This is a genomic window from Citrobacter sp. GW821-FHT07H02, assembly GCF_059418505.1.
This window is the reverse complement of record NZ_JBWKPZ010000013.1, coordinates 97,589-122,691: the sequence shown is the minus strand read 5'-3', so window position 1 is coordinate 122,691 and position 25,103 is coordinate 97,589. Positions and strand designations below refer to the sequence as shown.

General features: G+C 52.7%; 27 protein-coding genes and 1 pseudogene. 16 read left to right on the top strand and 12 right to left on the bottom strand.

Features of this window, described 5'->3' with window-relative positions; genetic code table 11:
* Positions 1 to 82: 82 nt before the first annotated feature.
* The 4 genes and pseudogenes from AC07NP_RS14375 to AC07NP_RS14360 all read left to right on the top strand — a co-directional run bounded on the left by AC07NP_RS14375 (position 83) and on the right by AC07NP_RS14360 (position 3,370).
* A pseudogene (locus AC07NP_RS14375) lies at positions 83 to 847 on the top strand (integrase core domain-containing protein).
* A 531-nt stretch (positions 848 to 1,378) separates the two neighbouring features.
* Positions 1,379 to 1,885 (top strand): hypothetical protein, encoded by a 507-nt coding sequence (locus AC07NP_RS14370; protein ID WP_494660881.1) that lies wholly within the window; start codon positions 1,379 to 1,381, stop codon positions 1,883 to 1,885.
* Positions 1,886 to 2,184: 299 nt separating this feature from the next.
* Positions 2,185 to 2,571 carry a DUF7079 family protein gene (locus AC07NP_RS14365; RefSeq protein ID WP_494660884.1) on the top strand — a complete coding sequence of 129 codons (387 nt, stop codon included), beginning with the start codon at positions 2,185 to 2,187 and terminating at the stop codon, positions 2,569 to 2,571.
* 100 nt (positions 2,572 to 2,671) lie between these two features.
* Positions 2,672 to 3,370, top strand: coding sequence for an RluA family pseudouridine synthase (locus AC07NP_RS14360; RefSeq protein WP_494660880.1), 699 nt, complete (start codon positions 2,672 to 2,674; stop codon positions 3,368 to 3,370).
* A 48-nt stretch (positions 3,371 to 3,418) separates the two neighbouring features.
* Here the strand turns inward: AC07NP_RS14360 and AC07NP_RS14355 are convergent, their stop codons facing one another.
* Positions 3,419 to 3,775 carry a DUF1294 domain-containing protein gene (locus tag AC07NP_RS14355; RefSeq protein ID WP_494660879.1) on the bottom strand — a complete coding sequence of 119 codons (357 nt, stop codon included), beginning with the start codon at positions 3,773 to 3,775 and terminating at the stop codon, positions 3,419 to 3,421.
* Positions 3,776 to 3,956: 181 nt separating this feature from the next.
* Here AC07NP_RS14355 and AC07NP_RS14350 point away from each other — a divergent pair, with 181 nt between their 5' ends.
* Positions 3,957 to 4,313: a hypothetical protein gene (locus AC07NP_RS14350; protein ID WP_490469991.1), complete on the top strand. Its 357-nt coding sequence runs from the start codon at positions 3,957 to 3,959 to the stop codon at positions 4,311 to 4,313.
* A gap of 79 nt (positions 4,314 to 4,392) precedes the next feature.
* On the opposite strand, the gene AC07NP_RS14345 is transcribed toward AC07NP_RS14350, so the two are convergent.
* The 10 genes from AC07NP_RS14345 to speB form a co-directional block, all read right to left on the bottom strand.
* Complete coding sequence (locus AC07NP_RS14345; RefSeq protein ID WP_494660878.1) at positions 4,393 to 4,566, bottom strand: YnfU family zinc-binding protein; 174 nt, start codon at positions 4,564 to 4,566, stop codon at positions 4,393 to 4,395.
* Positions 4,567 to 4,703: 137 nt separating this feature from the next.
* On the bottom strand, positions 4,704 to 4,877 hold the full coding sequence (locus AC07NP_RS14340; RefSeq protein WP_494660877.1) for a GnsA/GnsB family addiction module toxin: 174 nt from the start codon (positions 4,875 to 4,877) through the stop codon (positions 4,704 to 4,706).
* A complete protein-coding gene (locus AC07NP_RS14335) occupies positions 4,867 to 4,953 on the bottom strand; it encodes a hypothetical protein (RefSeq protein ID WP_193568791.1) in 87 nt (28 codons plus the stop codon). The genes AC07NP_RS14340 and AC07NP_RS14335 overlap by 11 nt, the downstream gene beginning before the upstream one ends.
* A 117-nt stretch (positions 4,954 to 5,070) precedes the next feature.
* The gene (locus AC07NP_RS14330; protein WP_192613157.1) at positions 5,071 to 5,298 is read right to left on the bottom strand and encodes a hypothetical protein; all 228 of its coding nucleotides are present in this window, start codon (positions 5,296 to 5,298) and stop codon (positions 5,071 to 5,073) included.
* 80 nt (positions 5,299 to 5,378) lie between these two features.
* Entirely contained in the window at positions 5,379 to 5,567 is a 189-nt protein-coding gene (gene ymcF / locus AC07NP_RS14325) for a cold shock small protein YmcF (RefSeq protein WP_192614395.1), read from the bottom strand.
* Between the two features lie 10 nt (positions 5,568 to 5,577).
* A complete protein-coding gene (gene cspG / locus AC07NP_RS14320; RefSeq protein WP_192613158.1) occupies positions 5,578 to 5,790 on the bottom strand; it encodes a cold shock protein CspG in 213 nt (70 codons plus the stop codon).
* A 389-nt stretch (positions 5,791 to 6,179) separates the two neighbouring features.
* Positions 6,180 to 7,871 carry a choline dehydrogenase gene (gene betA / locus AC07NP_RS14315; protein ID WP_494660876.1) on the bottom strand — a complete coding sequence of 564 codons (1,692 nt, stop codon included), beginning with the start codon at positions 7,869 to 7,871 and terminating at the stop codon, positions 6,180 to 6,182.
* Entirely contained in the window at positions 7,871 to 9,412 is a 1,542-nt protein-coding gene (locus tag AC07NP_RS14310) for a purine-cytosine permease family protein (protein WP_494660875.1), read from the bottom strand. Before AC07NP_RS14310 ends, betA begins: the two co-directional genes overlap by 1 nt.
* A 142-nt stretch (positions 9,413 to 9,554) precedes the next feature.
* The gene (locus tag AC07NP_RS14305) at positions 9,555 to 11,066 is read right to left on the bottom strand and encodes an aldehyde dehydrogenase family protein (RefSeq protein WP_494660874.1); all 1,512 of its coding nucleotides are present in this window, start codon (positions 11,064 to 11,066) and stop codon (positions 9,555 to 9,557) included.
* Between the two features lie 90 nt (positions 11,067 to 11,156).
* Entirely contained in the window at positions 11,157 to 12,134 is a 978-nt protein-coding gene (gene speB, locus AC07NP_RS14300) for an agmatinase (RefSeq protein ID WP_192613173.1), read from the bottom strand.
* Between the two features lie 153 nt (positions 12,135 to 12,287).
* Here speB and AC07NP_RS14295 point away from each other — a divergent pair, with 153 nt between their 5' ends.
* The 9 genes from AC07NP_RS14295 to csiR all read left to right on the top strand — a co-directional run bounded on the left by AC07NP_RS14295 (position 12,288) and on the right by csiR (position 23,794).
* Entirely contained in the window at positions 12,288 to 13,199 is a 912-nt protein-coding gene (locus tag AC07NP_RS14295) for a LysR family transcriptional regulator (protein WP_192613174.1), read from the top strand.
* A gap of 543 nt (positions 13,200 to 13,742) precedes the next feature.
* A complete protein-coding gene (locus tag AC07NP_RS14290) occupies positions 13,743 to 14,690 on the top strand; it encodes a hypothetical protein (protein ID WP_494660873.1) in 948 nt (315 codons plus the stop codon).
* A gap of 41 nt (positions 14,691 to 14,731) precedes the next feature.
* On the top strand, positions 14,732 to 16,162 hold the full coding sequence (locus AC07NP_RS14285; RefSeq protein WP_494660872.1) for a DUF2272 domain-containing protein: 1,431 nt from the start codon (positions 14,732 to 14,734) through the stop codon (positions 16,160 to 16,162).
* A gap of 305 nt (positions 16,163 to 16,467) precedes the next feature.
* Complete coding sequence (gene glaH / locus AC07NP_RS14280; protein WP_494660871.1) at positions 16,468 to 17,445, top strand: glutarate dioxygenase GlaH; 978 nt, start codon at positions 16,468 to 16,470, stop codon at positions 17,443 to 17,445.
* 23 nt (positions 17,446 to 17,468) lie between these two features.
* A complete protein-coding gene (gene lhgO / locus AC07NP_RS14275) occupies positions 17,469 to 18,737 on the top strand; it encodes an L-2-hydroxyglutarate oxidase (RefSeq protein ID WP_494660870.1) in 1,269 nt (422 codons plus the stop codon).
* 23 nt (positions 18,738 to 18,760) lie between these two features.
* Positions 18,761 to 20,209, top strand: a complete 1,449-nt coding sequence (gene gabD, locus AC07NP_RS14270; RefSeq protein WP_494660869.1) for an NADP-dependent succinate-semialdehyde dehydrogenase — start codon at positions 18,761 to 18,763, stop codon at positions 20,207 to 20,209.
* A gap of 35 nt (positions 20,210 to 20,244) precedes the next feature.
* A complete protein-coding gene (gene gabT, locus AC07NP_RS14265) occupies positions 20,245 to 21,528 on the top strand; it encodes a 4-aminobutyrate--2-oxoglutarate transaminase (protein ID WP_494660868.1) in 1,284 nt (427 codons plus the stop codon).
* 121 nt (positions 21,529 to 21,649) lie between these two features.
* Entirely contained in the window at positions 21,650 to 23,050 is a 1,401-nt protein-coding gene (gene gabP / locus AC07NP_RS14260; protein WP_494660867.1) for a GABA permease, read from the top strand.
* A gap of 51 nt (positions 23,051 to 23,101) precedes the next feature.
* Positions 23,102 to 23,794 (top strand): DNA-binding transcriptional regulator CsiR, encoded by a 693-nt coding sequence (gene csiR / locus AC07NP_RS14255; protein WP_203360279.1) that lies wholly within the window; start codon positions 23,102 to 23,104, stop codon positions 23,792 to 23,794.
* Positions 23,795 to 23,899: 105 nt separating this feature from the next.
* Here csiR and AC07NP_RS14250 read toward each other — a convergent pair whose 3' ends face one another.
* Entirely contained in the window at positions 23,900 to 24,058 is a 159-nt protein-coding gene (locus AC07NP_RS14250) for a YqaE/Pmp3 family membrane protein (protein WP_192613185.1), read from the bottom strand.
* A 183-nt stretch (positions 24,059 to 24,241) separates the two neighbouring features.
* On the opposite strand from AC07NP_RS14250, the gene AC07NP_RS14245 reads away from it, so the two are divergent.
* Together AC07NP_RS14245 and AC07NP_RS14240 are read left to right on the top strand one after the other, a co-directional pair.
* Positions 24,242 to 24,541, top strand: coding sequence for an ArsR/SmtB family transcription factor (locus AC07NP_RS14245; protein WP_203360278.1), 300 nt, complete (start codon positions 24,242 to 24,244; stop codon positions 24,539 to 24,541).
* 9 nt (positions 24,542 to 24,550) lie between these two features.
* Entirely contained in the window at positions 24,551 to 25,078 is a 528-nt protein-coding gene (locus AC07NP_RS14240) for a rhodanese family protein (RefSeq protein WP_494660866.1), read from the top strand.
* Positions 25,079 to 25,103: the final 25 nt, after the last annotated feature.

Here is a 25,103-nt window from a genome sequence, read left to right as displayed (position 1 = left end):
GGCGGACTCAGCCCGGAACAGTTTGAAAACCAGAACCTCGCTTAGGGCCGTGTCCACATTACGTGGGTAGGATCACATCGCCATGAAAAAGACCCGTTATACCGAAGAACAGATTGCGTTTGCGCTGAAACAGGCCGAAACCGGCACCCGCGTCGGGGACGTCTGCAGAAAAATGGGCATTTCTGAAGCCACCTTTTACAACTGGAAAAAGAAATTTGCCGGTCTGGGCGTGACGGAACTGCGTCCGCCGGGGATGCAGGTTACTGATGCAAAGCAGAACTGTCTACCACTGGCAGAGCCGGCGTGACGACCGGGCGATAACCCTGCGTATCCGGGAAATCGTGGAAACCCGGATACGGTATGGTTGTCCGCGCATTCATATCCAGCTGCAGCTGCAGCGGGAGGGCTGGCTTGTTAACCACAAGAAAACCCACCGGATTTATTACCTGGAAGGTCTCAATCTGCGCAGAAAACGCCCCCGCAGACATGTCAGTGCCGCACGCCGCCAGCCGCGCCCGGCCCTGATGCATATCGATCAGTGCTGGAGTATGGATTTCATGTTGGATAACGGCAGCGAGTTTATCTCGAAAAGTCTGGATAAATGGGTGTACGAGCATGGCGTGACCATCGACTTCTCCCGCCCCGGAAAGCCACGTTTATTGAATCATTTAACGGTAGTCTGCGGGATGAATGCCTGAACATTCACTGGTTCCTGTCACTGGAAGATGCACAGGACAAACTCGACAGCGGGTGCAGGGAATACAATCATGAAAGGACGCATTCATCATTAAATGACATGACTCCGGCTGAATTCATCCGAAGTCTCCGGAAAGGCAAAGATCTCTGATTTAGCACTGCACTTTTTTTGGGTCAGGATCAGCGTTCGATCCTCTCGCCAATAATTAACAAACCTTACCCAAAAATAATAAATCTTGAAAAACAATCCAAACAGAAAATCATTAAAATTAAATTCACTTATCATAAATTTGAATTACACATTCGGATTCAATAATACACAAAGCCACACGCTTTAATTATTAAAAACAGGCAGTAATGTAACCTTATCAACATAGAGTTGGCTTATAGATACTGGTTTAATAATGAACAGTCATGACGTTGTACCACCAGACATTAAACTAAACCAACAGCTCCCAAGATGTGTAACAACCAGCACCGTTACAACCCCGGTGTTTATCGTTGGTCTGACTGTGTTTAGTTAGCAACCACCCGCTTCGGTAAGCCACTTAAAAGCAAAATAAATTCCAATACATTGATTAAAATGTTTCCGGTTTGCAGGACTCAATACCAGATCCACTCTCTACTCTACTGCGGAAACATGTTACACGAACCGCCAGACAACCAAAAAAAGGCGTCTTAAATGTTAAGAAAAATAGTGCTTATAAGTTTATTTTCATTTACATACTTACCCGTTGCACAGGCATCATGGAAAACGGTTGTCGAGAACGATATATTCTCTGCTGGTAAAAAAGCTGAACTCATTGGAGAAATATCGAATGAAAATCAGTCGGTTGTATTTGATTGCTCTGAAGGAAAGTTAGCGATCAGTCAGGTTGAAGCAGATAGAAATACGGTTGTCACAGGAAAAGGGAGTTATCAGACGCTCATCAAGATTGATGATAACCAGCCTGTAGCCTTGAACACGACATTGATAAGAAGAAGCCCGGAGTCTATAGCGCTTACCAGCACTGAAAAAGATAAAATTATGACTCTTCTACGTCAACTACAGGTTCAAACCTCCAGACAAGACTTTTTAATTGGAGTTATGGATAGCAAAGGGAATCAACTCTCATCAGGCTCCGGATCTGTCTCGTTTGCCAAAAAATCCGTAAATAAATTCATTAAGGCATGCAAAATAGAACTGTAAGCCGAACTTTGGTTATTCTCCCATGAGTCATCGATATGCTGTAGCGCGTTCCTGATTTATTGCAGCGAAAACCCGCTCGGAGGCGGGTTTTGTTTCGTGCAGACCTTATATCCCACGATGTACAGCATATATAACAACGCGGTGATACAGTAGACTGCCTTGTATCGCAGTATCGACAGAGGCTCTGACTCTGGCCATCGGTTGCTTTCACAGCATAATTTTAGCCGTATGCATTCGCGCCCGACCCGGTATTTCATCTGCGGGAACCCGATACATTTCACCACAGGGAAAAAATGTCTATGCAGCTTAGCGAAGCCGAATTGATTAGCCGTGCCCCTGTCTGGTATGCGTTATCTGAACTTTTCACCTGGCGTGATCTCCAGGACTATGACTACAGATGGATGGCGCAAGTGCTGAAGGACTCCGGGCTAAGTCGGGAAGAGATTTTTACTATTCTGGATGAGGAAGTCGCCCCCGCTCTGCAGACAAACCTTCTTTATAACCCCACTCCCGTTATAGACGAATGGTCAGAGGACGATATCAAAGAGCTGGTTTCGCGATATGTCAGCAGAAAACCAACCCTTATTGAGAGGGTGATTCCTTCCCGTTATTTATTCAAACAGCGGCGAAAATACATTCAGGATGAAATCCTAAAACTCACGGCTGAGCTGGATAAAGGCACATGAAAAAACCGATACTCCACCAGCCCACTCAATGAAACTGAAGATTCGCCAGTCAGCTAAAAATTGGTTATTATCCGCCCTCACTCTCCATCCGGGCAGCCTGATGTCTACGATTTTCGATTCCTTTATTGCCCCGCCGTGCCATGACAAGATAGAAATACTCTATCAGGACGATCACCTGGTCCTTATCAATAAACCCACAGGGTTGCTCAGTCTCTCGGGGAAAAATCCGCAAAATATCGATTCGGTGCATCATCGGCTGGTACAGATATTCCCCGGTTGCACCCTGGTCCACCGCCTTGATTTCGGGACGTCCGGGCTGATGGTGATTGCCCGTAATAAGGCTATCAATGCCGCACTCTGCCAACAGTTCAGTCAACGTACAGTGACCAAAGTGTACAGCGCACTGCTTTGCGGACATCTCAACGACAATGAAGGGATAATAGACGCGGCGATTGCCAAAGACCCCGCGCTGTTCCCGCTGATGTCAATTTGCGCAATCCACGGCAAACCCGCCCGATCCCGCTATCGGGTCATTGAGCGCTTGTATTACGAACGGGAAGATCAAACGTTGCTGCCGGTAACGCGGGTAGCGCTAACCCCGGAGACCGGGCGTACCCATCAACTGCGCATTCACTGCCAGCAACTGGGTCACCCTATTTTGGGCTGCGACCTGTACGGCGGGCGCCTGTTGCCAGGCACCGAGCGGACGCCACGATTAATGCTGCACGCCAGTGAGTTGCATTTTGTTCATCCCATAAGCCTGGAGAAGATCACCGCCCGCCATGCCAGCCCGTTCTGAACCCCTGAAAATAGTCGAAGGTGTCTGAGTGTGAAATAGATGCCCGTCTCACAGTGTTGTTATTTGCTCAAGTAATTCGCTTTGATATACCAGACCTAACAACACGGCCAAATTCACAATAACACTCACCATAAACCAGGTTTTGAACGGTTGTTTCTGGGTTTTATGCCGGAACAACTGCTGCGCGATCACACCACCGGGCCACCCACCTACAAGGCCAAAGATCAGAAGCGTCTTTTCTGGCACGCGCTGCCAGTCGCGACGTGCAGCATATTTATCTGCGCCATAGAGCAGAAAAGTGAATATATTGACCAGCAACAACCATGCCCAGAACGAATGAAAAACGAAATAGCTGGCTATCAATGAGAGCACCAGTACGCTGTAACAAAGTTGATTAATTCTCATATTGATGGCCTTCCCGCTCCATAAATCCGCTACGAAGCATAAACCAGAAATGAACCTCATTTCACCCGTTAATCCCCCATCGTCATAACGCGCTTAATCACCCAGGCGGCGGACATCAACCGGTTGATGCGGGTTATCCCCATGGTAAAATACCGCCGGATACAACCAATGGAAGCAAAACATGAAAAAAATCATCGCTGTAGCGCTGGGAGCGCTTTTATTGTCAGGCTGTACGGTGCGCGTTGCAGATCTCACTGTCGCAAGCACCAAGAACTACAACCTGAACGGTGGGCATTTCTATAAGGGGAAACGGGTAACAGCGGAAGATAGCTACCCGGTGATCATCTTCCCTACGGGGATCCCGAATGTTAAAACAGCAGCAGATCGCGCTATTGAGAAAGACAAGTGCGCTGTTGGTTTAACCGATGTGGTGGTCACTCAATTAAATCACGCATTTCTGTTCGGCAAAATCGGTTTACGCGTCGAGGGTAATCTGATTATTGACCGTGGTTTACCCGGTTGCGAAAACGCCAGCTAATACATTAACCCAGCCTGTGGGCTGGGTTTTTCATCCATTTCGCCCCGGCTCTCGTTATTAACCGCCACCAGAATCCACATCACGAGCCTGAGCGCGGCACAATAAACAGGGCCTTACATCCAGGGCAAAGCATTGCCTGCTTCAGACGAATTTTAGACGCGGACTGGGAAGACTTGAGACCACACTCCGGGCAAGTGACGGTAGTTGTAGAAACGCCGCCAATGAATTTCATTGCGTAATCGAAAAATGACATGATGATTAACCTTTCAATGAATGAGCTTCATCGTATCACGCGGTGGTCAAATCGTATGCAACTCAAAACACAAAAACATCACTTCAAAGAAAAGTGATGTTTTATATAAATAACGCTCAAGGAACGCAAAAAAAGAATTAAATTAATTTAATCTTTACGTCATAGCTTTCAAGACCAGTCATCTTCTCACGAGCGGAAAACTGAATATCCGAGACCTCTTTCCCGGTCTTCTTTTTCAGTTCCACTATTTTCTTCGTGATAAATTCCGATATATCCGCTTCTGTTTTTCTTTTTAAGTCTTCAATGTTCACTGTTGACCTCTTCTGGTTTGTAAAGGCAGCAACGCGCCAGCAAGGTTAATGATTTCAGTTTGCCTGTAAGGCACAGATATTTATAAGCTATCCTGCTGATACATTCAATAACCCCGAGAACTGGCGATGCTCATTCTTTAGGCAAAAACAGGTTAGGGATCTGCAGTGAATGAGGAAGGGATGTACGGTTTCGCTAAAGAAACTTTCTCGCGGCATCCAGTATTTCTTCCGAGCTAATATCGCGATCGGAGGCAACATGAACGACTTGATGATCGCCCGTCAGGGAAGGAAATCCAGCAGACATGACCGGTAAATGCGTTTTCTCGCCATTGGGATACTCACGTAAAATTGTCGTGATGCCACTCATAACGGAAACAACAGCAGCAGGTTCTGCGTTAAAAAATACAATCACTTTTTTCATAACCCCACCGTGATGCCCTCTGCAGGCCATCTGTTAGCATACTGAAATCAAATATGGCTCCAGTGCGGAGCCAATATGCATTATTTTCTGAAATCTAATGGAGCCTGACCGGAACGGACGTACAACGCGACATTATCGAATGTCATCATTGTCGACTTGCAAAAAATACATTTTGCGCCGAAGGGATTGCTTTCAGTGACATCAAACGTTGATGTTCTGTATTGTGAACCATGACAACATGGACACCGGAAGTGAATATGGTTAGTAATATCAGTTACCTTAGAGCGCCACGACATTGACTGCCGTTGGACCTTTAGGGCCCTGTTCTACCGAAAATTCAACTTCCTGATTTTCATTAAGCGTTCTGAAATCGTTACTTTGAATTGCAGAAAAATGGACGAATACATCTTTGCTGCCATCTTTAGGAGTAATGAAACCAAAACCCTTATCAGCATTAAACCATTTTACTAAACCAGTCATTTTATTAGACATAAATTATTACCTTATTGAGTTAGCCCTTGGGCAAAATAGTCCGAAAGAAAATTTATCAGAGAGAAAAAAACCTAAAGGGAATCTCAAGAGGGAATCATGATGAGAAATATTACAATGACTACTTCAGATAATTTTGTATCAAACCGCACAGTCATTAACGCATGGTTAACCAAACATAGCAAGCTTTAGTTTTGCTTAAAAATAATTCTTATCTTTCCTCGTCAATACCGGGATAAATCCAAAACGGGCGGCAATGACCCTAATCACTGCCGCCACTCCCCCGCTTAGCGGGCGGGGTACGTTTTGTTAATCCACGCGTGGTCACCCTCCCATGTGAAGCACCATTTGCGCACCGGACCGGCCATCGCCGTACGCGTTACGAAATGTGTTCAGACGGCCACTTTACGGCGAGGTTCGTGGGTACGTTGTTGCGTTTCCCACTTGTCTGCCAGGCCAACCTCAACCTCTGACGGCACAAGCATCGTGCGACCCCGAACCAGATCCGCCGCACGTTCCGCCAGCATGATCGTCGGTGCATTCAGGTTGCCGTTCGGTTCCGTTGGGAACACGGAAGAGTCAATCACGCGAACCCCTTGCAGTCCATGTACGCGCAGTTCGGAATCGACGACCGCCAGCGAGTCCTCCCCCATCCGGCAGGAGCCACACGGATGCATCGTGCTTTCCATGTTGGCACGCACAAACGCATCGATCTCCTCGTCCGTGTTGACGTTCGGACCGGGAGCCAACTCCTCGCCACGAAAACTGTCCATCGCGGGCTGACCGATGATCTCACGCGTCAGACGCACGCAGCGGCGAAAACCTTCACGATCTTCTTCGCGCTCCAGGTAGTTAAAACGAATTTCCGGATGCTCATACGGATCGGCAGAACGTACCCGCACATAGCCACGGCTCTTCGGTTTGTTAGGGCCGGTCAGCACCATAAAACCGTGTCCCTTGAACGGCTTATCGCCATCGTAACGCATTGCCGCAGGTAAAAAATGGAACTGAATATCCGGCCAGCGCAACCCCTTTTCTGAACGGATGAATCCTCCCGCTTCGAAATGGTTGCTCGCCCCCAGACCATCTTTAAACAGCAGCCAGCGCAGGCCAATTAATGCTTTCGAAAACAGTCCCATTTTGCTGTTCAGCGAGACCGGTTCTTTGCACTGGAACTGGATATAAATCTCGGCGTGATCCTGCAAGTTTTCCCCGACGCCCGGGAGATCGTGTTTCACCTCGATACCGGCTTTACGCAGAACCTCGGCGGGGCCTATACCGGAGCGCTGCAACAAGTGCGGGGAACCGATTGGACCGGAAGAGATCAACACCTCTCGCGTACAGCGCACAGTGTGGATTTCTCCCCCCTGCTCATACTCAACGCCAACAACACGTTTACCTGCCAGCACCAGCTTACGCGTCATCGCATTGGTGACGACGGTCAGGTTAGGTCGTGTCATAGCCGGTCGCAGATAGGCATTTGCGGTAGACCAGCGCACACCATTCTTTACCGTCATGTGCATCGCGCCAAAGCCTTCCTGCATATAACCGTTGGTATCATCCGTTTTGATGTAGCCCGCCTGCGCACCGGCTTCGACCCAGGCGCCATACAGTGGGTTCTGCATGTTGTTGCCGTTGTTGGTGCTCAGCGGGCCTTCTGAACCGCGATAATCATCGCCGCCAAACTTGTAGTTCTCCGCTTTACGAAAATAGGGCAGACAGTTGCGATAACCCCAGTTTTTGGCCCCTAACGACTCCCACTCATCGAAGTCGTAAGCGTGACCCCGGATGTAGACCAGGCCGTTGATCGATGACGATCCGCCCAGCACTTTCCCGCGCGGACAGTGCAGACGACGCCCATCCAGATGCGGTTCCGGCTCAGTTTCGTAGTGCCAGTTAAATTTTTTGGTGTTCATTGGCATCGAGAACGCGCTGGGCATCTGGATAATAATGTTGCGATCGCTTCCGCCGTACTCGATCACCAATACGTTCACACGCGGATCTTCAGTCAGGCGATTTGCCAGTACGCAACCGGCCGATCCTGCCCCTACGATGATGTAGTCGAACTGTTTAGTAGACATCATTATCTTGCTCCATTTTGGTTCTGGACAATTGCGACAGGCACACCTTTATTACCCGTGGTGTACTCCGGCATGTGTAATTCGATATGCGAAATCACGGCTTCTTCATGATGCAGGTTCAGTGAACGGCAGGAGACGTAGTAGACGATGCTGGAGGCGATAAGCCCCACCAGCCAGGCCAGATCAACGCTGCCCATCGCGCGGGCTATCGGCCCGACAAACACCTCACGACCACCGTCAAAGATGCAGAAGAATGGCACCATCGCGAGAAAGCCCGCGAGGTAGGACAACAAACCACGCGCCCCCCAACGGCCATAAATGTTGCCGTGCGGCTGGAAGAAGTGCGGGATGGCGTAACGCCCTCTGCGTACAAAGAAATAGTCCGTTAGGTTGACCGCCGTCCAGGGCACCAGGAAGTACAGCATCACCACCAGATAGATATTCAGCACGGACAACCCCGAGCTGGAGTTGTAGATGCTCATCGCCACGCCCAGTTGCAGGAGCACCACAAAGATGATGGCCACGATGCGAGCTTTGGCCGTCGGCTCTATCTTCCTGAAGGAGTCCACGCTGGTAATGGCGGTCAGTTTGGCGCTGTAGATATTCATCGCAATCACCGGCAGGAACGCCAGGATAGTGATGGCCACCACGGCAGTTCCCAGATGAGGCGAAAAGTTGGCACCAACCATATTGAGCGCCACCAGCACATCGGTCGCGCGCAAATGCGACGCCAGCCAGCCGCCCACCGAGATCATCCAGGCCCCTGACAGCGATGCCCCCAGAAACACTGCGGCGATCAATTTACCGCTGGAGGTATTTTTCGGCAGATAGCGCGAATAGTCGGACACATACGGTGCGTAAGCGATGTTGTAACTGGCGGCTGCCGCAAACTGAGCAACAAAGCCCGTCCAGTTGAAGCCCAAAGGTGCCGCCTTCGCCGCCCCTTCGACGGCCGGAGCATCGTGAACCCAGCCCATCAGCACCGCCAGCGTCACCAGACCGTACAACGGCAACGATAAAAACAACGACCATTTGAAGGTTTTGTGCATCCAGTCGTGGCCGAGGATGGCCAGAATGGTTGCCGGTACCGTCACCGCCAGCGCGACCTGGAACGGGTTCCAGCTAAACAGCGTTTTCAACCCCTGCATCATCAGCACCAGGTTGACAATATTGAAGCCAGCAAACACAAACAGCGTTGCTAGCAACACGAGCACCACGCCGCGATAGCCAAACTGCGCACGCGACTGGATCATCTGCGGCAGCCCCAGGTGCGGTCCCTGCGATCCGTGGAAAGCCATGAACAGCGTACCGAACATGATGCCCAAGGTGCCCGCAAGCGTAGTCCATAGCGCATCAAGTCCGACGCTCGGCCCGACAAAGCCGATGGTCATGGTAAAAAAAGTAAAATTGCCGACAAACCAGAAGGGTCCCTGACTGGAGAGTTTATCGGTGCGTTCCTGTTCTGGCACAAAGTCGATCGAGCGTCCTTCTATTGGACTTTGTTCACTGCTTGTCCCTTTCACTGCGGTTGATTCTGGTTGCATAAGGTACCCCTTGGTAGAGAAGGGTGAAGCAATAAGAATTCATTAAGCCAGGCGGTTGCCGGCTCGTTAGCTCAGTGCGTTGTGCCGTACCTGGCCGCTTCCGGGCAGCATGAGGCTGTGCCGGAAGGGCCGATAAGTCAGACTATGAAGGCAAGGTGATCCACACGGTTTTGGTTTCCATCAGGTAGTCAAGCTGCTCGGGGCCGAGATCTTTACCAAAGCCGGACTCCTTGAAACCGCCGAATGGCAGCGCCGGGTCGATGGTGCTGTGCGCGTTGACGTACACCGAACCGGCCTCTAGCTGGGGAATAAGGGTATGCACGCGGGCCAAATCGTTCGAATAGATCGCCGCAGCCAGGCCAAACGGCGAGTCGTTGGCAAGCTCAACCGCTTCTTCGACGGTATCGAACGGCGCGGTGACCAGCACCGGGCCGAAGATCTCTTCGCGCACGATGCGCATATCATTGCGACAGTGAGCAAAAATGGTCGGTTCGACGAAGAAACCGTCTCTGTCCTGGGGACGTCCGCCATAGTAAAGCGTCGCCCCTTCGCGCACGCCAGCGTCAATGAATGACAGCACCGTGTCCTGCTGTTTGGCGGAAACCAGCGGGCTAATGAAACATTCCGGATCGAGGCCCGGGGCCATTTTCAGCGTGGCGGTATAGTCAGCGAGCGCCGCCAGGAAACGGTCATAAATACTGCGGTGAATATAGGCGCGGGTCCCCGCGTCACAGACCTGCCCGGAGTTAAAAAACACCCCGTTGGCCACCGCCTGTGCGGCGGCAGGGATATCGGCATCCTCCAGCACCAGAACCGGGGATTTCCCGCCCAGCTCCAGGGTCACGCGCTTGATGTTTTCAACCGCCGTCTGCCCGACGGAACGCCCGACAGGCGTCGAACCGGTAAAGGTCACTTTGTCGATCCCCGGATGCGCGGTCATGGCCGCGCCAATCACACTGCCGTATCCGGTGACAATATTTACCACGCCGTCCGGAATACCCGCTTCCTGAACCAGTTCAGCAAAACGCAGCGTCGATAATGAGGTCAGTTCAGCGGGTTTAATCACCGCAGTACAGCCCACCGCCAGCGCCGCCGCCAATTTCCACGCCATGGTTTGCAGGGGGAAGTTCCACGGCACAATGGCGGCCACTACACCGATCGGCTCTTTGCGGGTATAGGCCAGATAATTGCCCGGCAGCGAAGGTTCTACCGTGCGGCCGTGCAGTTTTGAGGCCCAGCCCGCGAAGTAGCGAAAGGTGTCGATGGTGCCCTGGATATCAACGTCACGCGCCTGCGTCACCGATTTCCCCATATCAATGGATTCGATCTCAGCAAGTTCTCTAGCATTAGCTTCAATCAGATCCGCCAGGCGATGCAGCATACGCTCGCGCTCCAGCGGTTTAAGACGACGCCACTCACCGTGGTCGAACTGTTGGCGAGCCGCCGCCACGGCGCGATCAAGGTCAGACGCGGTAGCCAACGGGATCGTGGTCAACACACCCTGCGTGGAAGGCTCGATAACAGCGCTGACCTCCCCTTCGCTACCGTCAACCCACTCTCCGCCAATAAACATCTTCTGCGGTTTACTCAGAAAGCGTCGTGTCGCGTCTAAAATACCGTAACGATTGAGATAGTGCGTTACTGCTGCATCCATTTGATGATCCTCTTTTTTTTACACCCGATTTTTAACTCACGGGTTATGCAGGTAGGGTTCAGAGGGGTGGTTTAACCACCCACTTGTTGCTTAGCGTGCCTGGGATTGCTTACGCTCGTAGAAAATAAAACCAATGCTATTCATCAGCAGTTGGGCAGCCAGAATCGAGGTCACGCCGGTGGGATCGTAGGCGGGCGCTACTTCGACCAAATCCATACCGATAATGTTGCCGCCACTGCGTTTCGCCAGCGCCTGAATAATCTCCAGCACCTCGTAGTACTGGAAACCACCGTGACTCGGCGTACCGGTGCCCGGGGCAATCGACGGGTCAAAACCGTCGATATCAATGGTGAGGTAGTAGTTGCAGCCCTGCGGGATCTGCTCCAGCACGCCTTCGACGCCTAAACGGCGAACGTCGCGTACCGACAGGATATTGGAACCCGCCGCACGCGCCGCGTCGTAGTCGCTGCGGTTGGATGAGGAGACGTTGCGGATACCGAGTTGCGTCATGCCCGCGATGTGATTCATTTCTGACGCGCGGCGCAGCGGGCTGCCATGACCATAGCGCACGCCGTGGCGCTCATCGACGAAGTCGAGGTGGGCATCGAAATGGACGATGTGAATCGGCCCGCGCCCTTCATAGGCCTTAATGACCGGGGCATGAATGGAATGGTCGCCGCCCAGCACCACTGGCATCGCGCCGGAAGCCAGGATCTTACGTACCGCCAGTTCAATGTTTGCGTTACTGCTGGTCATATCGGTGTGCACGATGTCCGCATCGCCCACATCGACCATTCGTACCTGGTCTTGCGTCAGATACAGCGCATCGTCTTCATGATCATAGGCACCAGCATGACCAAACGAAAATAACGTAGACGCCTCGCGAATGCCGCGGGGTCCGAAACGGGCGCCAGAACGCCACTGCGTCCCCATATCGTTGGGCGCGCCCAGGATCGCGACATCGGCATCAATCTCTTCCCAGTTGAGGCATACCGGCGCTTTGGCAAAAGTACAATGGCCGACAAACGGCAGATTCAATCGTCCGGACTCGTAGTTATTGTTCCCCATACTCTCTCCCCCAATCTGTGAATTTTCTGAAACGACCTGGCACAGGTTGACTTGCCATAACAATGACTATGGACAACAATTTGCATGATAAAAATAGAAAACATCAGATATTCATATCGGCTTTTCCGAAGTAACGCATGAGGAGATAGAGACGTGAATCAACTGCAGAATATTGACCTTAAGCTACTCAGAATTTTCATGACCATAGTGAAATGTAACGGTTTTTCTGCAGCTCAGGCGGCGTTGAATGTGAGCCAGTCCACGATCAGCGAACACATGACCAGCCTGGAGACACGCCTCGGCGTCAAATTGTGCGAACGCGGGCGTTGCGGGTTTCGACTGACCGAATACGGCACCGCCACCTACGAGGCGGCGCAACGGCTATTTCTGGCGGTGGATACGTTTTGTATGGATACCTCCGCACTCAAGCGGCACATCTCCGGCAAGCTCTATCTGGGCATCATTGACAATACCGCCACTGACAACGACAGCGTCCTGTCGCGTACGTTGCGCCAGTTCGTCTCCCACGGTCACGATGTGCAACTGGATATCTACATCGGTACGCCCGCAGAGCTGGAAGGACGCGTCCTTGACGGGCGATTGCACGTCGCCATTGGCCATTTCCCGTTTGAGGTGGCCGGGCTCAGCTATACGCAGTTATACGATGAGCCTGATGGTCTGTATTGCAGCCGCTATCATCCGCTTTTCGATAATCCTCCACGCGGCGATGCCCTTATCGATGCGATCCGTGAGAGTCAAATTGTCGCACGCGGCTTTCTGCAACAACGCGATCTGCAATTGCTCAAATCAAGCTATGCCGCCGCCACCGTCGACAATGTCGAAGCGCAGGCCATTCTCATTCTGACCGGCGCGTACCTTGGTTTTCTCCCCCGACACTATGCCCGCCAGTGGGTTAACGCAGGTCAAATGCGCCAGCTGGAGCCTGAGCAATTTGGCTCTAAATGGCCGTTTTCTTCGATAACAAAACGGGGAGCCACACAACCGGCAATCCTTCGCCTGTTTTTGGAGGAGCTGATGAGCCATTCTTATTCAGCGTCTGCCTGATAGATAACATTGAGAAAAAATACCGGAAATGACAACGCGCGGGCAGTAGCCGATAATTCCCGGTGATGCCCAGGTCGGATAAATAATAACGAACCCCGGTTATCGCCTTATTTTTCAGTTAAAACCTTCAACCTCTGCAATAATATTTATATCAACAAAGCAGCACGTCGTTATTCTGATATTGGCATTGCGATAAGATTAAGCTTGTGAAAAAAGTGATTAACTCTTTTTACAGATAAATTTATTTATAACTAATAGAGAGGTAATAAACGTAAAATACACCGCAATCGTTCAGGCGACGGCCTGCCTCCCCCGCTCCAGCGCGCCTTATCATTTTGTTATTCAGTTTCCCTGACGCATCACCATCCTCACTGTTTTCCACATGGGAACCCCAGCGGGATGCGACGAATGATTGATATCACGCGATAAATTACGACGAAAATATTAACGATTATTAATGGTATCTGATTCATATTTCAGGGAGAAATCTATGCGATTTCCGAAAGCGGTTGATTGAACACGCCTGATGGTGAGGAAAACAACATGTTTGGACTGGAGACGCTCGACGTACTGATTGGGCTTATGACCGTGTACTTTACGTTCGGAATTGCCTGCACCGCTATCGTTGAAGCCATTTCTGCCTGGGCCAATATCCGCAGCAAAAATCTTGACCTGGCGCTGAAAGAGTTATTTTCAGGAGAGCTGGCGCCGAAGGAACAGTTTATTACCCAATTTTATGCGCATCCTTTGATTCAATCCCTTAGCAAAGGCCAAAACGGTCTCCCCTCTTATATTCCCCCAGAAATAGTCGGACAGGTTGTGGAATCGCTGGTGGTGGGGAAAACCGTCATGGCGACGCTGTCCGCAGGGGTGAGTTCGCTGCCGGGAACGGCGGAAAATAACCGTATAAAAGGGATCCTTGAAACATTTGTGATGCAGACTGAAAACGATGCAACTCAGTTTCGCCAGGCCGTCGCAAAACAGTTCGATGCCGTGATGGACCGCGCCTCCGGCTGGTACAAACGTAAAACGCAGACCATCACGCTTATCATCGCCGCGCTTCTGGTTCTCAGCGGAAATGTCGACACCATCAATATCGCGACAGTACTGGCATCAAATCCTGCGGCTCGCGAAAAAATAGTGAGCACTGCGCAGCAGGCTCTGACCAGCGCGGAAAATCAGGCTGAAAAAGCGAAGAACAAAACGATAGTTGTCAACGTTGCACAAGCAAACGCTCAAGTCGAAATAGCCACAACAAAATATACAGAGGCGGTATCCGCCCTGGAGACGTCCGGCCTCTCATTCGGATGGAAAGGTTTGCCGCACACCGTGTGGGAATACCTGGCAAAAGCAGCGGGATTGCTGGTCACCATTTTCGCGGTCTCGCTCGGCGGCCAATTCTGGTTCGACACACTTCAGCGCGTCATGCAGATACGCTCCACCGGCCCAAAACCCCCCGATCCAGACCAGCCCGCCCGTAAGAAAAAATGAGCAATGTGCATTCACTCACTCTCGATAACAGGAGGAGTTTTATGATACTCACCCCCGTGCAAAAAAGTATTTGTGAACGCGTTCTGAATGCTTTTGAAACCGGTTCAGCCGAGGGGAATTATTCCGTCATCGCAATATTCCCTGATGGGCCGCATCAAATTCGACAAATAACGTTTGGCCGTTCGCAAACCACCGAATACGGCAAACTGAAAGATCTGGTCGCCCGATACGTCAACGCAAACGGGCAATTCAGCGCCGAACTTGCCCCCTTCGTTCCCCTGATCGGAAATACACCGCTGGTTGATCATGAGCAGTTCAAGAGTCTGCTTCGTCGCGCAGGCAGCGACGACCCGATAATGAAGACCGTTCAGGACCTGTTTTTTGATGAGCGCTACTTCACTCCCGCGCTGAAATGGGCACAAACGTTTGGCTTTAAAGAAGCGCTGTCCATGCTGGTCATCTATGACTCTTTTATCCATAGCGGCAGCATTTTGCCGTTCCTGCGTTCCCGGTTTCGTGAGGTTCCTCCAGCCAGCGGAGGGAATGAGCGCACGTGGATTTCCGAGTATGTCAGGGTGCGAAATTCATGGTTAGCCAACCATAGCAACCCGGTACTGCATCCCACGGTCTACCGGACAAAATGTTTGCGCGTCGAAATTGAACGTGGCAATTGGGATCTTTCGCAGGTGCCGATTAATGCCCACGGCATACCGGTGGGACCGGCGACCGGTATACCGGTAATTCCGGTCGCAATGCCTCTCACGGAGCAAGGCACGGTACCGTTTATTGACGAAGCGACAAGTGGAAACGGAGCAGCAGCACCCGCGTCAGAACCCCAACCTGCGGTTTCTTCCGTTACAGGTTTTACCGCCAGTGCGGCGACAATCGCAACCGAAGAATGGCGTTTTTTCGGCGATCAACGTTACAACCGCAGCGGAGGCATTATCCATACCGGGCGTAAAGAGGGTGAAGATGGCTGGTGGCAGCGTGTCGGTCTGTATTGGGCGAAGATCGGACGAGACGATCTGGACGGCCGGGATCATGACTGGCCGTGGTCAGCGGCGTTTATCTCATGGGTGATGCGCCAGGCGGGGGCCGATCATCGGTTTGCCTACTCGGCCTCGCATGCGACCTACATCAGCAAGTCTATCCGGGACAGAAATCAGGGTAACGCCAATACCTTGTATTGGGGTTACAGGCTGAATGAGCGTAAACCCCAGGTGGGCGATCTGGTGTGCTGGGATCGGGACCCCGATAAAGTCGTCGACTACGATCACCAGCATCTTGGCAATTACAGCAGCCATACGGATTTAGTGGTTTCCGTCGGTGCTGATGAAATTGAAATTATCGGCGGTAATGTCGGGAATTCGGTGACACGACGCCCGTTAGCGCTCACTGCTGAAGGTTTTCTGGCCAGTGGCGCACAAGGCGGTGAAACGCTGTTCGCCATTATGGGCTATCGCGCTGGCTGAGGGTGCGTGTCGACGAGAACGATCACCGACTGGAACTGATCTATGGGTGCACCGCTGGGCGCTCCTCCCAGCGGTCGCCTTCTATTAATGCATTGTTTTACATTACCTTTAGTGAAAAATCCCTGCCCCTTCCCCCTTTATCCACACAACTCATATTGTTAAATATTTGTTGTTTTTGATCACAAAAATTAAACAAATTGGCCGTTTTGTATGCGTTTATTGAAAATGTAGATATTTTTAATTTATGGCTACGAAATGAGCATCGCCATGTCTCCCACGACAATCTACCGAGAGGATCGATTCTGATGAATGCACTGACTGCCGTAAAACCCAACGCTGGGGATTCAGCCCGGAACTACACCGGTTTCACCGTCGCCCCGTCCGCACAATCACCGCGACTACTGGAACTGACGTTTAGCTCCGACACGACCCAACAATTCTTACAGCAGGTTGCGCAGTGGCCGGTGCAGGCGCTGGAATACAAATCATTTTTACGCTTTAAGGTGAGCAAGATCCTCGACGATCTCTGCGGCAACCAACTGCAACCGCTGCTGATCAAAACGCTACTGGAGCGAGGCGAAGGCGCTCTGTTGATCGGCGCTGAAGGGATCGACAACGTGGCGCAGGCTGACGATATGGTCAAACTGGCCACCGCCGTGGCGCATCTGATTGGGCGTTCCAATTATGACGCGATGAGCGGTCAATACTATGCGCGGTTTGTGGTGAAAAATGTCGACAGTTCAGACAGCTACCTGCGCCAGCCTCACCGCGTACTGGAATTGCACAACGACGGAACCTTCGTCGAAGAGGTAACCGATTACGTGCTGATGATGAAAATCGATGAGCAGAACATGGAAGGCGGTAATTCGCTGCTGCTGCACCTTGATGACTGGGAACACCTGGAAGAGTACTTCTCGCACCCGCTGGCGCGCCGGGCGATGCGCTGGGCAGCGCCGCCAAGCAAAAACGTCAGTCACGATGTCTTTCACCCGGTGTTCGACGTCGACCCACTGGGCCGTCCGGTCATGCGCTACATCGACCAGTTCGTCCAGCCGAAAGATTTTGAAGAAGGCACCTGGCTTAGCGATCTTTCGGATGCGCTGGAAACCAGTAAAAACATCCTTTCCGTTCCCGTACCGGTCGGCAAATTCCTGCTGATTAACAACCTATTCTGGCTGCACGGACGCGATCGTTTTACCGCGCATCCTGATTTACGTCGTGAACTGATGCGCCAGCGCGGTTATTTCGCCTACGCCACTCATGGCTACCAGACGCACCAATAAGCGCCACCCGAGGAACAGAGCGGATGTATGATTTTGTGATTATTGGCGGCGGCATTATCGGCATGTCGACCGCCATGCAGCTGATTGATGTCTACCCGGACGCCAAAATTGTGGTGCTGGAAAAAGAGTCTGCACCGGCCTGTCATCAGACGGGCCACAACAGCGGCGTAATTCATGCCGGGGTTTACTACACCCCTGGCAGCCTGAAAGCGCAGTTTTGCCTGGCGGGAAACAAGGCCACCAAAGCCTTCTGCGATCAAAACGGCATTCGCTACGACGAGTGCGGAAAAATGCTGGTCGCCACCTCCGAACTGGAAATGGAACGGATGCAGGCGCTGTGGGATCGTACGGCAGCCAACGGGATTGAGCGCGAGTGGCTCAGTGCAGACGAGTTGCGCGAACGCGAGCCAAACATTACCGGACTGGGCGGCATTTTTGTGCCTTCCAGCGGGATTGTCAGCTATCGCGAAGTCACCGCAGCAATGGCGAAAATCTTCCAGGCGAAAGGCGGCGATATTGTTTATCACGCCGAGGTTAGCGCCCTGAAAGAGCACGCGACCGGCGTGGTTGTCCACACCCGTCAGGGGCAAGAATTTGAAGCCTCGACGCTGATTAGCTGCTCTGGGCTGATGGCCGACAGACTGGTCAAAATGCTGGGGGTCGATCCCGGTTTTATCATCTGCCCGTTCCGTGGCGAGTATTTCCGCCTGGCGCCCGAGCATAATCACATCGTCAACCATTTGATCTACCCGATCCCCGATCCGGCGATGCCGTTTCTTGGCGTGCATCTCACCCGTATGATCGACGGCAGCGTCACGGTCGGCCCCAACGCCGTGCTCGCCTTCAAACGCGAAGGCTATCGCAAGCGCGACTTCTCCTTCAGCGACACGCTGGAGATCCTCGGTTCGTCCGGGATCCGTCGTGTACTGCAAAACAATCTGCGTTCTGGTCTCAGTGAAATGAAAAACTCGCTGTGCAAAAGCGGCTACCTGCGATTGGTACAAAAATACTGCCCGAGCCTGACATTAAAAGATCTCCAGCCGTGGCCTGCGGGCGTACGGGCGCAGGCGGTTTCGCCAGACGGAAAGCTTATCGACGACTTTCTGTTTGTGACCACACCGCGCTCGATCCATACCTGTAACGCCCCTTCTCCGGCAGCGACGTCGGCCATTCCGATCGGCGCCCATATCGTCAGCAAAGTGCAGACGCTACTGGAGAGCCAACACAATACCGGACGTACGCTGCGTGCGGCACGTAGCGTGGACACCTTACACGCCGCATTTACCCGTTAAACACCTTGAGACAGGAAGCAATCATGCAACTTAACGATCCAACCTTGTTCCGCCAGCAGGCTTTTATTGAAGGCCAGTGGCGCGATGCCCAAAGCGGCGACGTGATCGCAGTGAACAATCCTGCAAACGGCCAACAGCTGGGCAGCGTCCCCAAAATGGGGGCCACCGAAACCCGCGAAGCCATTGAAGCCGCGAATCGCGCCCTCCCCGCCTGGCGCGCGCTGACCGCCAAAGAGCGGGCCAATATTCTGCGTCGCTGGTACAACCTGATGATGGAACACCAGGACGATCTGGCGCGCCTGATGACGCTGGAACAGGGCAAGCCGCTGGCTGAAGCGAAAGGCGAGATCGTCTATGCCGCTTCCTTTATTGAATGGTTTGCCGAAGAGGGCAAACGTATTTACGGCGACACCATTCCGGGTCATCAGGCAGACAAGCGTCTGATCGTCATCAAACAACCGATTGGCGTCACCGCCGCCATTACGCCGTGGAACTTCCCGTCGGCAATGATCACCCGTAAGGCCGGCCCGGCATTGGCTGCGGGCTGCACCATGGTGCTCAAACCGGCCAGCCAGACCCCGTTTTCCGCGCTGGCGCTGGCGGAGCTGGCACATCGCGCCGGAGTTCCCACCGGCGTCTTTAACGTCGTCACCGGATCAGCAAGCGCCGTCGGCAATGAACTGACCGGCAACCCGCTGGTGCGCAAACTCTCCTTTACCGGCTCCACAGAAATTGGCCGTCAGTTAATGGAACAGTGCGCCAAAGACATCAAAAAAGTCTCTCTGGAGCTTGGCGGCAACGCGCCGTTTATCGTCTTTGACGATGCCGATCTGGATAAAGCCGTGGAAGGGGCGCTGGCCTCAAAATTCCGTAATGCCGGGCAGACCTGCGTCTGCGCCAATCGCCTGTATGTGCAGGACGGTGTTTACGAGCGCTTTGCGGAAAAACTTCAGCAAGCGGTGAACAAACTGCATCTCGGCGATGGCTTACAGGCGGGCGTCACCACCGGACCGCTGATCGATGAGAAAGCCGTCGCCAAAGTGAAAGAACATATCGCGGATGCCGTTGGGAAAGGCGCGCGCGTGGTCACAGGCGGTCAGGCGCATGCGCTGGGCGGTAACTTCTTCCAGCCCACCATTCTGGCGGATGTTCCGCGTGATGCGAAAGTAGCCAAAGAAGAGACGTTCGGCCCGCTCGCTCCGCTGTTCCGCTTTCACGATGAAGCTGACGTGATAGCCCAGGCCAACGACACCGAGTTCGGTCTGGCGGCTTATTTTTATGCCCGCGATCTGAGCCGCGTCTTCCGCGTCGGCGAAGCGCTGGAGTACGGCATTGTCGGGATCAACACCGGCATTATCTCTAACGAAGTTGCGCCCTTTGGTGGGATCAAAGCCTCCGGTCTTGGCCGCGAAGGCTCCAAATACGGTATCGAAGATTATTTAGAAATCAAATACATGTGTATCGGCCTTTAAGTAAACCTTACCTGATTGAAGACTGGAGAAAGCGAATGAGCACCAATAAAGAATTAATGCAGCGCCGCAGCAACGCCGTTCCTCGCGGCGTTGGGCAGATTCACCCCATCTTTGCCGATCGCGCAGAAAACTGCCGCGTCTGGGATGTTGAAGGTCGTGAGTTTCTTGATTTTGCGGGCGGCATTGCGGTGCTGAATACCGGACACCTGCATCCAGGGATCGTCTCGGCAGTAGAAGAGCAGTTGAAAAAATTGTCGCACACCTGTTTTCAGGTGCTGGCCTATGAGCCGTACCTGGAACTGTGCGAAATCATGAACCAGAAAGTGCCGGGGGATTTTGCCAAGAAGACCCTGCTGGTGACCACCGGTTCAGAAGCGGTTGAGAATGCGGTGAAAATCGCCCGCGCCGCCACCAAACGCAGCGGCACCATTGCGTTTAGCGGTGCTTACCACGGCCGTACCCACTACACGCTCTCGCTGACCGGGAAAGTGAATCCGTATTCTGCCGGGATGGGACTGATGCCGGGCCACGTTTATCGCGCGCTGTACCCTTGCGCACTGCACTGTATCAGCGATGACGATGCGATTGCCAGCATTGAGCGCATCTTCAAAAACGATGCTGCGCCGGAAGACATTGCTGCCATCGTCATCGAACCTGTCCAGGGCGAAGGCGGTTTTTATGCCGCCTCCCCGTCCTTTATGAAACGCCTGCGCGCCATCTGCGACGAGCACGGCATCATGCTGATTGCCGATGAAGTGCAGAGCGGCGCGGGTCGTACCGGCACGCTGTTCGCCATGGAGCAAATGGGCGTCGCCCCGGATATTACAACCTTTGCCAAATCCATTGCCGGAGGGTTCCCGCTGGCGGGCGTGACCGGTCGTGCCGAAGTGATGGACGCCGTTGCCCCGGGTGGTCTGGGCGGCACGTATGCCGGTAACCCGATTGCCTGCGCCGCCGCGCTGGCGGTACTGAAAATTTTCGAGCAGGAAAATCTGCTGCAAAAGGCCAACACGTTGGGCAAAACCCTGCGCGAAGGACTGCTGGCGATTGCTGAAACACACCCGGAAATCGGCGATGTTCGCGGACTGGGCGCCATGATCGCCATCGAGCTGTTTGAAAACGGCGATCACAGCAAACCCGATGCGAAGCTGACCGCAGAAATCGTCGCCCGCGCGCGCGACAAAGGCCTGATCCTGCTCTCCTGCGGCCCTTACTACAACGTGCTGCGTATTCTGGTACCGCTGACCATTGAAGATGCGCAGATCCGCCAGGGGCTGGAGATTATCGCCCAGTGTTTCGATGAGGTTAAACAACGCTAAGGCTATACCTCGTTGCTAACGGAATGATGACGATGCAGTAAATACAACAATAATACGCGTGCCCCGACGCGGGAAATGTCGGGGTGCTCTCCCAAGTGACACACTTTCGAGAGGATAGAAGATGGGGCAATCGTCAGAATCACATGCTTTAGGGGGCGGGCTGAAATCACGCCACGTCACCATGTTATCTATTGCCGGTGTTATCGGCGCGAGTTTATTTGTCGGTTCCAGCGTCGCTATTGCTGAAGCCGGGCCTGCTGTTCTGCTGGCCTATCTGTTCGCCGGTCTGTTGGTGGTGATGATCATGCGTATGCTGGCTGAAATGGCCGTCGCCACGCCAGACACCGGATCCTTTTCCACCTATGCGGATAAAGCTATCGGTCCGTGGGCGGGGTATACCATTGGCTGGCTGTACTGGTGGTTCTGGGTATTGGTGATTCCGCTGGAAGCCAATATCGCCGCCATCATCCTGAATTCATGGATCCCGGGCATACCTATCTGGGTGTTTTCACTGGTGATCACGCTCGCTCTGACGGGCAGTAATTTGCTAAGCGTCAAAAACTACGGCGAATTTGAATTCTGGCTGGCGCTGTGCAAAGTCGTTGCCATTCTGGCGTTTATTGCGCTGGGCGCGGTGGCGATCAGTGGTTTTTATCCGTATGCCGACGTGGGCGGTGTATCACGCTTATGGGATCATGGCGGCTTTATGCCAAATGGCTTTGGCGCGGTACTGAGCGCCATGCTGATTACGATGTTTTCGTTTATGGGGGCGGAAATCGTCACTATCGCCGCCGCGGAATCCGACACCCCGGATAAGCACATCGTGCGGGCGAGTAACTCGGTTATCTGGCGTATTTCTATCTTCTATCTGTGCTCAATTTTCGTGGTGGTAGCGCTGATCCCCTGGAACATGCCGGGACTGAAGAGTGTGGGGTCGTACCGTTCGGTGCTGGAACTGCTGAATATTCCATACGCTAAACTGATTATGGATTGCGTCATTTTACTGTCGGTCACCAGTTGCCTGAACTCCGCGCTGTATACGGCCTCCAGGATGCTCTACTCCCTGAGCCATCGCGGCGATGCGCCTGCGTTTATGGGCAAAACCAACCGCAGCAAAACGCCTTATGTGGCGGTGCTGCTCTCGACGGGCGCGGCCTTCTTAACGGTGGTTGTGAATTATTATGCCCCGGCGAAAGTGTTTAAATTCCTGATCGACAGTTCAGGCGCCATCGCGCTGTTGGTGTATCTGGTTATTGCCGTCTCTCAATTACGGATGCGCAAAATTCTGTTGGCGCAGGGGAGCGACATTAAACTGAGAATGTGGCTCTATCCGTGGTTAACCTGGCTGGTAATTGCCTTTATCGCCTTCGTGCTGATCGCCATGTTGTTCAGACCTGCACAGCAGCTTGAGGTGATATCCACAGGGCTTCTGGGCCTGGGGATCATTTGTACGGTCCCGATTATGTCACGCTGGAAAAAACTGCTATCGTGGCAAAAGGCACCGTTACAAAATACACGTTAGACCTGTTCCCGGCGCAAGCCGGGATAGTGATTTTCTTAAGGAGTCGTACCCATGACCGCCACTTCCCAACCGACGGCCATAGATGGATACCACTGGCTTAAAAATGACATCATTCGCGGTATTTATCAGCCCGATGAAAAACTGCGAATGAGTTTACTGACCTCACGCTATGAACTTGGCGTGGGGCCGTTACGAGAAGCCCTTTCCCAACTGGTGGCGGAACGGCTGGTGACCGTGGTCAATCAGAAAGGCTACCGTGTGGCATCGATGTCCGGGCAGGAACTGCTCGATATATTTGATGCCCGCGCCAATACGGAAGCCATGCTGGTTCGACTGGCTATCGAGCGTGGAGACGACGCATGGGAAGCCGAGATCCTCGCCAGAGCGCATATGCTGAATAAACTGGAATCAAGCGATGCCAGTGAAGGAATGCTGGATGAGTGGGATCAGCGTCACCAGGCGTTTCATTCCGCCATCGTCGCCGGATGCGGTTCACATTATCTGCTGCAAATGCGTGAACGCCTGTTTGATCTTGCAGCGCGCTACCGGTTTATCTGGCTGCGTGAAACGGTGCTGTCGGTCGAAATGCTGGAGGACAAACACATTCAGCACCAGACGCTCACCGAGGCGATTCTGGCGCGGGATGCACAACGCGCCAGCGAGTTAATGCGCCAGCACTTACTGACGCCAATCCCGATTATTCAACAGGCGATGTCCGGCAAACTTCAGCAAGAGCAGACCTGAGGAAATTGTCTGATGGCGCTTCGCTTATCAGACCTACAAACATCTGTAATTTGTTGAAATTGAAAATAATCGTAGGCCGGGCAAGCGAAGCGCCCCCGGCAATAATCAGTCGCGAGTTTGGATCCAGAAAGCATGGATAAGGCCGGGGATGTAGCCCAATAGCGTCAAAATGATGTTAAGGATAAATGCCCAGCCGAATCCTTTCCCCAGCAGCACGCCAAGCGGAGGAAGAAGGATGGTAATTACGATTCTCCAGAAACCCATACACACTCCAAAAAAGTAAAATTACTCATTGTTTAAAAAAGAGATTTTCTCTCTAAGCGTAGTCAGTTTAGCCGAATCTGCCAATTTACCCCTTTTCGTTTACCCTCTTTTACGCTCTTGACGCTGGCATACTGTTGCTCATTATTTTAGAATTACCTTAATTTAGACAATACTTAAATAACCATGACTGAACTCGAACAACTCCAGGCTAGCGCCGAACAGGCTGCCGCCCTGCTAAAGGCCATGAGCAATCCAAAACGGTTGTTGATTTTGTGCATGCTCTGCGGCTCGCCGGGCACCAGTGCCGGTGAACTGGCGCGGGCGACGGGACTCAGTCCTTCCGCCACATCGCAACATCTGGCGCGTATGCGTGAAGAAGGACTTATCGACAGCCAGCGGGATGCCCAGCGTATTCATTACTTCATCAAAAATGAGGCGGTAGGTTCACTTATCGCCACATTGAAAACCCTGTATTGCCCATAAGGAGCCACTATGACAAGCGGGACGATTTCCCCACGCGAGGCGCAGGCGCTCATTGCGCAGGGCGCGAATCTGATTGACATCCGTGATGTCGATGAGTATCTGCATGAACATATTCCTGATGCCCATCTGGTTCCGCTCACTACGCTTGAACAGAGCGCCTTTCCCGACCGTCTGCGCGGGGAGTGCGTTATCTTTCATTGCCAGTCGGGGCGGCGCACACAAAACAATATAGCCAGGCTACAGGCGGTTGCTGCGCCAGCAAAAGTCTGGCTGCTGGAAGGCGGTATTGATGGCTGGAAAGCGGCGTCGCTGCCCGTCACAAAGGACACATCGCAGCCGTTGCCGCTAATGCGTCAGGTGCAGATTGCCGCTGGCGGGCTGATTTTGCTCGGGGTTGTGCTGGGATACGCGGTGAGTCAGAGCTTCTTCCTGCTGAGCGGTTTCGTCGGTGCGGGGCTGATGCTGGCCGGATTCACCGGTTTTTGCGGGATGGCGCGTCTGCTCGATAAAATGCCCTGGAACCGTCGTGCGCATTAAGAACCCGGCAGGTCAGTATTGTAAT